The 3037-nt window shown below is 68.2% G+C and carries 4 protein-coding genes; 2 read left to right on the plus strand and 2 right to left on the minus strand.

The window, feature by feature from the left end:
* Positions 1 to 637: 637 nt before the first annotated feature.
* Entirely contained in the window at positions 638 to 1330 is a 693-nt protein-coding gene (locus ACWCPM_RS34645; protein WP_450980235.1) for a TetR/AcrR family transcriptional regulator, read from the minus strand.
* A 166-nt stretch (positions 1331 to 1496) separates the two neighbouring features.
* Here ACWCPM_RS34645 and ACWCPM_RS34650 point away from each other — a divergent pair, with 166 nt between their 5' ends.
* Together ACWCPM_RS34650 and ACWCPM_RS34655 are read left to right on the plus strand one after the other, a co-directional pair.
* Positions 1497 to 2480 carry an NAD(P)-dependent alcohol dehydrogenase gene (locus ACWCPM_RS34650; RefSeq protein ID WP_450980236.1) on the plus strand — a complete coding sequence of 328 codons (984 nt, stop codon included), beginning with the start codon at positions 1497 to 1499 and terminating at the stop codon, positions 2478 to 2480.
* Complete coding sequence (locus tag ACWCPM_RS34655; RefSeq protein WP_450980237.1) at positions 2477 to 2785, plus strand: hypothetical protein; 309 nt, start codon at positions 2477 to 2479, stop codon at positions 2783 to 2785. Before ACWCPM_RS34650 ends, ACWCPM_RS34655 begins: the two co-directional genes overlap by 4 nt.
* Positions 2786 to 2884: 99 nt before the next feature.
* Here ACWCPM_RS34655 and ACWCPM_RS34660 read toward each other — a convergent pair whose 3' ends face one another.
* Complete coding sequence (locus ACWCPM_RS34660; protein ID WP_450980238.1) at positions 2885 to 3025, minus strand: FG-GAP repeat domain-containing protein; 141 nt, start codon at positions 3023 to 3025, stop codon at positions 2885 to 2887.
* Between the last annotated feature and the right edge of the window lie 12 nt (positions 3026 to 3037).

The following is a 3037-nucleotide window of genomic DNA, read 5'->3' on the forward strand; positions in this document are numbered from 1 at the left end:
ATGAGGGAAACGGCGGCGGCGGTGGCGCCTCGTACGAGCGCACGTCTGCCCATGCAGGACATCTCCGGGACGGTAGACGAAGGTTCGGGGGGCTTGTGGTGCGCCGTCGAGCCGCAGGTCATGAACCCGCGGCATATCTGACGGTCACACTTCCCCAGCAAGTGGCCGGATCGTAGCAGTTGTCCCGTACATGATCGATGGGACGGGTGGCGGCTTGGCGAGGGAGCCGAACGCTCACCGGCCCGCTGGGACGTGAGTGCGACCCGGGGACGGGCCGTGAACGTCACCATCCGGGAAGGCACCCAGGAACGCACCGACGAGAACCTGCCCAAGCGGTCCCGCGAGGGCAACCGCATCCGAGGACCCCTCCCGCAGGTACCTCTTCGGCGCGGCCTGGTTCACCGACCCCTCCGCCCGGAGGGGATACCAGCGGCGCCACAGGTGAAAACGTTCCTGCACGGTCGCCGAGTGGTGGGGCGGGTGGTACTCGAACCTCTTTCGGTGACGCGCCTCACCTGCGATGTCGCCACCCCGCTGAACTGCACCTTCATCCCGGCCCGTTACTCCAGAACCCCCGAACTACGCGGAAACGCAGGCCGGTGGGCGGCGCCGTGGAAGCGAAGGTCATCGGGGACGATCATCGCCGGGACCGTGTGCGTCCGGCCGCCGCCTGCCGGAGGCCGAGGCCGTCGAGGATGAGGTCCAGTCCGAACGTGAACTCGTCACCGTAGGCGTACCCGGGACGCATGACATGAGCGCTCGCGATCTCGGCCAAGTGCGGGTACTCGCCGTCACGGAAGCCACTCATGATCGACTGCGCCAGTTCGGCGGTCTCCTCCGGGGTGTCGAAAGGCAAGGTCTTTTCCTGCAGGGCGAACCCGTAGATGTAGCTGTCGAGAACCGAGACGGCATGGGCGGTCAGGGTGAGAGAGAACCCGCCCTGGCGCAGGCAGCCGAGAACGGCGTCGTGGTGACGCAGGGTGGCGGGGCCCGGGGTGGACCGTGACTCCATCAGCCCGATCGCCCAGCGATGACGGGACAGCACCAGGCGCAGGGAGATCGCTCTCTGCCGCATCGCCTCCCGCCAGTCGTCGCCCGGCGTGGGCAGTTCGACCTTGGCGAAGACCAGGTCGACCATGCCGTCGAGCAGGTCCTCCTTGTTGGCCACGTGGTTGTACAGGGACATCGCCTCGACTCCGACGGCCTGGCCGAGTTTGCGCATGCTGAGCGTCTCCAGGCCGCTGGTGTCGGCGAGTTCGACGGCGGCATGCAGCACCCGCTGCCGGGTGAGCGGCTCGCGGCCCGGCTGGGGGGCGGTTCGTCGGGGCACGGCGGACGGTCACTTCCTCTCGAGAGTCATCCAGCGTTGACAAGCTTACGCCGTAAGTGCTGCACTTACGGCGTAAGTACTTACACCGTAAGCGCAGGGAAAACGGAAACCCGGAACGGTGACGAACATGGATGGGCCGAGTGCAATCGCCAGTGGGACCGAGACGATGGCGGCCGTCGTGCAGGAGCGCTACGGCGCCGAGCCGGAAGCCGTATTGAGTACGGCACGGCTCGCCCTGCCCGGCATCGGGCCGGGCGAGGTATTGGTACGGGTACGCGCCTCCAGCGTGGACCGCGGTACTTGGCATCTGATGGCCGGCCTGCCGTACGCGGTCCGCTCCGTGAGCGGGCTGCGCAGGCCGAAGCTCCCCAACCCCGGCCGCAATATCGCCGGCGTTGTCGCGGCGGTCGGCCCCGACGTGACCGGTCTCACGCCCGGTGACGAGGTCTACGGCACGGCAGTCGCCGCGTTCGCCGAATACGCCGCCGCCCGCCCGGACCGGATCGCTCCCAAGCCGGCCGGACTCACCTTCGAGGAGGCGGCGACGGTACCCGTCAGCGCGCTCACCGCACTCCAGGCGGTTCGCGACAAGGGCAAGGTCAAAGAGGGCCAGCACGTCCTGATCACAGGAGCCGCCGGCGGCGTGGGCAGCTTCGCCGTCCAACTCACCCGCGCCCTCAACGCCCACGTCACGGCCGTCGCCGGCACTCCCAAGCTCGACGCCGTACGGGCACTGGGCGCCGACCACGTGATCGACTACACCCGAGAGGACTACCTCGCCGGCCCGCGACGCTACGACGCCATCATCGACATCGCCGGCAACAGCCGCCTGCGGGATCTGCGCCGCGCCCTCACGCCCCGCGGCAGGCTGGTCATCACCGGCGGCGAGACCAACGGCACCTGGCTCGGCGGCACCGACCGGCAACTCCGCGCACAGATGCTGTCCCCGTTCACCGGACGGTACCTGGGCACCTTCATCTCCTCCGAGCACGCCGACGGGCTGCGCGACCTGACCACTCTCATCGACGCGGGCACGCTCAGCCCTGCCGTGGACCGTGTCTACCCACTTGCCGAGACCGCCGCAGCCGTCCGACACCTCCTTGCCGGCCGCGTCACGGGCAAGCTGGCACTCACCCTTCCCGGCGAGTGACGCCGCAGCATGTCATTCGGAGTGGCTGGTTCTGCTTCTACGAGTACACCGGCTTCGGGTATCCCCGAGGCAAACTCAGCGACATGGGCTGGCAGGACCTGGCCACCTACGGCTGGCATGACCGCACCGATTCCGTGCACAACAGCACCAGCACCGCCGTCGACTTCGAGAACCACACCAGCGGCGGTCACGGGAACGACGTGTACCTGTTCTGCGTGAGCTCGCGCGGCAGCGCCTCCGACGTGTACCCGGTGCGGAACACGGCGGATCACGTCTACCGGTACTCCTTGATCTCGTCCTGCTGACGCCCGAAGCCTCCTTGAAGGGCCTGCAGCCAGGGCTGCGGGCCCTTCCGTCCGTCGCCGGTACCCTGCGAGTCATCCGGGGCAGCGGTGGAGGCCGGCTCAGAACATGCCCTTGTAACCCTGCCAGCCGGTGGCGATCTTCGTACAGCCGCCGAAGGATCCCTTTCCGTTGCCGTTGTTGCGCCACACGTTTCCGGAGGTGTCACGGGAGACGATGTCCGCCTTCCCGTCCCCGGTGATGTCACCGACGCC

The sequence above is a fragment of the Streptomyces sp. NPDC002309 genome (assembly GCF_053593375.1).